This window comes from Micromonospora sp. NPDC049662 (assembly GCF_040675055.1).
GTDB lineage: Bacteria > Actinomycetota > Actinomycetes > Mycobacteriales > Micromonosporaceae > Micromonospora.
The window spans coordinates 1-3,878 of the sequence record NZ_JBFAOC010000114.1 but is presented as its reverse complement, the minus strand read 5'-3'; the positions used below and the strand labels follow the sequence as shown (position 1 = coordinate 3,878).

5 protein-coding genes are annotated in these 3,878 nt (G+C 71.8%); 2 read left to right on the top strand and 3 right to left on the bottom strand.

Features of this window, described 5'->3' with window-relative positions:
• Positions 1 to 336, bottom strand: a 336-nt coding sequence (locus AB0J36_RS34320) for a hypothetical protein (RefSeq protein WP_363661592.1), incomplete at its 3' end; no start/stop codon positions are given.
• Between the two features lie 289 nt (positions 337 to 625).
• On the opposite strand from AB0J36_RS34320, the gene AB0J36_RS34315 reads away from it, so the two are divergent.
• Together AB0J36_RS34315 and gndA are read left to right on the top strand one after the other, a co-directional pair.
• Positions 626 to 922, top strand: coding sequence for an MTH1187 family thiamine-binding protein (locus AB0J36_RS34315; protein ID WP_357133265.1), 297 nt, complete (start codon positions 626 to 628; stop codon positions 920 to 922).
• A 143-nt stretch (positions 923 to 1,065) separates the two neighbouring features.
• The gene (gndA, locus tag AB0J36_RS34310) at positions 1,066 to 2,508 is read left to right on the top strand and encodes an NADP-dependent phosphogluconate dehydrogenase (protein ID WP_363661591.1); all 1,443 of its coding nucleotides are present in this window, start codon (positions 1,066 to 1,068) and stop codon (positions 2,506 to 2,508) included.
• Positions 2,509 to 2,612: 104 nt separating this feature from the next.
• Here gndA and AB0J36_RS34305 read toward each other — a convergent pair whose 3' ends face one another.
• Positions 2,613 to 3,374 (bottom strand): pirin family protein, encoded by a 762-nt coding sequence (locus tag AB0J36_RS34305; RefSeq protein WP_357398835.1) that lies wholly within the window; start codon positions 3,372 to 3,374, stop codon positions 2,613 to 2,615.
• A complete protein-coding gene (locus AB0J36_RS34300) occupies positions 3,371 to 3,571 on the bottom strand; it encodes a thioredoxin reductase (protein WP_357133259.1) in 201 nt (66 codons plus the stop codon). The genes AB0J36_RS34305 and AB0J36_RS34300 overlap by 4 nt, the downstream gene beginning before the upstream one ends.
• Between the last annotated feature and the right edge of the window lie 307 nt (positions 3,572 to 3,878).

Below are 3,878 nucleotides of genomic sequence, written 5' to 3'. Positions count from 1 at the left end.
GCGGCGGGTCTGCCCGGCCGGCTGGCTTCGGCCGCCGGCCGAGCGGTTGCCCCCGCCCGTGGGCGGCCCGGCGGTCGGCGCCGAGGGTCGGCTGGCCGGCGTGCGCAGATCCTCCACCGCTGGCGCGTCGACAGCCGCCGGCACATCGACGGGCAGCGCCGCGTCGGCCGGGACAGCTCCGGGCCGGAGCGGCTCGCCGGTAGCCGCCGGGTCGACCAGCGCCGCCAGCGGCAGCGGCTCGCCGGTAGCCACCGGGCCGTGGTCGGCCGCCGGGATCTTTCCGGGCGGGGTCGTCTTCGGGGTACGGGACTTTTTCGGGTTACGCCTGGCGGGCATCCGGGCCTCCTTCGGTGCCGACCGTCCCGGCCGTTCCCGCGCTGGCGGTCGGTCGGATCGGCTGGTGACCGCCGCGGCGCGACGGTTCAGTGGGAAGGGACTGCTCACCGGGGGTCAGGCAGGCTCGAGGCCGCCGAACGGCGGAATGGAGACGCGCGACGCCCGGGAGCGCACGGACCGCGACGCGGGGCGGCGGACCGGCTCGGAAGTGGGGCGTCAGTTACGCATGCCGGAACCCTAACCACCGACTGGGGAGACGCGCATCCGAATTTACTGGCACGATCGGCAGATGCTGATCGCGTTCTCGATCACCCCGCTGGGCGGCGGCGACTCCGTGGGCGACCTCGTGGCAGAGGCGGTACGGGTGGTCCGCGAGTCCGGGCTGCCGAACCGGACCGACGCCATGTTCACCACCGTCGAGGGCGAGTGGGACGAGGTGATGGCGGTGGTCAAGCGGGCCGTCGACGTGGTGGCCGCGCAGGCGCCCCGGGTGAGCGTCGTCCTCAAGGCCGACGTCCGGCCCGGAGTCACCGACGCGCTCACCGCGAAGGTGGCGCGTGTGGAGGAACGACTGGCCCAGGGGTGAGCGGGTACCTCGGTCGGCCGGTGGACGCGGTGGACGGACGGGCCGCGACCAGGTAGTGACCCGCCGTGGGACGACCTGCCCGTGAGGCCGGATGCCGCGATACCGTCGCAGGGACAGTTCGACGGCGAGAGGTGGCGGCACGAATGGCTCAGCAGGCGACAGCGCAGATCGGCGTGACCGGGCTGGCGGTGATGGGCCGGAACCTGGCCCGCAACCTGGCCCGTAACGGCTTCACCGTGGCGGTGCACAACCGGTCCCCGGAACGCACCCGCAGCCTCGTCGCGGAGCACGGCGACGAGGGCACCTTCGTGCCCGGTGAGTCGATGGCCGACTTCGTGGCGTCGCTGGAACGACCCCGCGCGGTGATCGTGATGGTCAAGGCCGGTGCGCCCACCGACGCGGTCATCGACGAGTTGGTGCCGCTGCTGGATGAGGGCGACATCATCGTCGACTGTGGCAACGCCCACTTCGCCGACACCCGCCGGCGCGAGGAGTCGCTGCGCGCGCAGGGGCTGCACTTCAGCGGCACCGGCGTCTCCGGCGGCGAGGAGGGCGCGCTGCTCGGCCCGAGCATCATGCCGGGTGGCTCGACCGAGTCGTACGCGAAGCTCGGGCCGATGTTCGAGAAGATCGCCGCCCAGGTGGACGGTGTGCCGTGCTGCACGCACGTCGGGCCGGACGGCGCCGGGCACTTCGTCAAGATGGTGCACAACGGCATCGAGTACGCCGACATGCAGCTCATCGCCGAGGCGTACGACCTGCTGCGGGCCGGGCTGGACGTGACCCCGGCGGAGATCGCCGAGATCTTCCGCGAGTGGAACAACGGCGAGCTGGAATCGTTCCTCATCGAGATCACCGCCGACGTGTTGGCGCACACCGACGCGGCGACCGGCCGGGCGTTCGTCGACATCGTGCAGGACCGGGCCGAGCAGAAGGGCACCGGCCGGTGGACCGTGCAGAGCGCCCTGGACCTGGGCATTCCGATCACCGGGATCGCCGAGGCGACGTTCGCGCGCTCGCTGTCCGGGCACGCCGACCAGCGCGAGGCGGCCCGCCGGGCCTTCCCGGACGCCGGTGAGAAGTGGCAGGTCGCCGACCGGGACGCGTTCGTCGAGGACGTCCGCCGGGCGCTGCTCGCTTCCAAGATCGTCGCGTACGCCCAGGGTTTCGACCACATCCGGGCCGGCAGCAGCGAGTTCAACTGGGACATCGACCTGGGCGGTACGGCGACCATCTGGCGGGGTGGCTGCATCATCCGGGCCCGCTTCCTGAACCGGATCCGCGAGGCGTACGACGAGCAGCCCGACCTGCCGACGCTGCTGGTGGCGCCGTACTTCGCCGAGGCGGTCAGCGCGGGCGTGCCGAGCTGGCGGCGGGTGGTGGCCGACGCGGCGCAGGCGGGTGTGCCGACGCCTGCGTTCTCGTCGTCGCTCGCGTACTTCGACGCGCTGCGGGCCGAGCGGCTGCCCGCCGCGCTGATCCAGGGCCTGCGGGACAACTTCGGCGCGCACACCTACCAGCGTGTGGACCGCGACGGCTCGTTCCACACCACCTGGGCCGGCGACAAGACGGAGTCCCCGGCCTGACGACGCGGGCATGATCGCGCTCCATCCATGATGTAGTGGCCTCCCGCCCCCGGGAGGCCACTACATCCATGTTCAGGCGTGATCATGCGAGGCATCGCGAGCGCTCAGGCGACGGTGGCGTGCATCTCCCACACGAGGATCTCCGCCGGCTCGTCGGCGGTGACCCGTCGACCGCCGGTCATGGTGAGCCTCGCCGCGTCGCCGGTGCCGAGTGGACCGCTGCCCTCCAGGGTGACCGTGCCGTCGGGCACGTACACGTGCACGAAGGGCGCGTCCGGAATGGTGACCTCGTCGCCGGGGCGGAGGCGGGCGGCGTGCAGGGTCGCGTACCGGTTGCGGATCCGGATGGCGGACGCGCCGTCGTAGCGGTCCATTCCGGAGGCGATCGGCACCAGGCCGCCGCGCAGCAACTCGTCCTCGATCTCCAACTGCTCGTAGCCGGGGTCGACACCCTGCTCGTCGGGGAGCACCCACATCTGCACGAAGTGCACGGGGTCGCTGTGCGGCTCCTGGTCGTTGAGCCGCCAGGCGTCGTTCTTCTCCGAGTGCAGGATGCCGGTGCCGGCGCTCATCCGCTGCGCCAGGCCCGGATAGATCACCCCGGAGTGGCCGGTGGAGTCCTGGTGCACGAGTGAGCCCCGCAGCACCCAGGTGACGATCTCCATGTCCTGGTGCGGGTGGGTCTCGAAGCCGGCGCCCGGCCGGACCACGTCGTCGTTGTTGACCAGCAGCAGACCATGGTGGGTGTTGGCCGGGTCGTAGTGCCGGGAGAACGAGAAGGAGTGCTTCGAGTCCAGCCAGGAGATCCGGGTGGCGAAGCGGTCCTCGGCGCGGCGTACGTCGACCGCCGGGGCGGCTGCGGTCACCAGGCACGCTGCCCGGCGTCAGGGATCGACGGCGCCCAGGTCAGGGCCGGCTCTCCGGTGGCCAGTTCGGCGATCTCACCGGTGCGCAGCGCGGGCGTGTGACCGAACTCGGCGCAGTGCTGCTCGGCGATCTCGGCGCAGATCTCGGCGACCTGCTCGCAGATCGGATCGCCCAGGTCGGCCGCGTTCAATGCCATGATCATCTTGTACCGCAGATCCCGCACACCCACCCCCACCCGTAGTTCCGCTCCCCCTCCCGAACCCTACCGACCCCCACCCCGCCAAGCCCCAAAACCCACAACCCACCAAACCCCCGCCCGACCCACCCCCGCCCCGCGCTCACCCCGCCCCGCCCCGATCCACCCCGACCCGACCCACCCCGACCCGACCCGACCCGACCCGACCCGACCCGACCCGACCCGACCCGACCCGACCCCGTCGATCATGGAGTCGTGGTGCTGAACGAAAGTCGTGAATACGGTCAAACCGGACACCACAACTCCA

Excerpts from the sequence above, each read along its gene's own strand:
- AB0J36_RS34315 (WP_357133265.1), top strand. The coding sequence starts at position 626 with ATGCTGATCGCGTTCTCGATCACCCCGCTGGGCGGCGGCGACTCCGTG.
- gndA (WP_363661591.1), top strand. The coding sequence starts at position 1,066 with ATGGCTCAGCAGGCGACAGCGCAGATCGGCGTGACCGGGCTGGCGGTG.
- AB0J36_RS34300 (WP_357133259.1), bottom strand. The coding sequence starts at position 3,571 with ATGGCATTGAACGCGGCCGACCTGGGCGATCCGATCTGCGAGCAGGTC.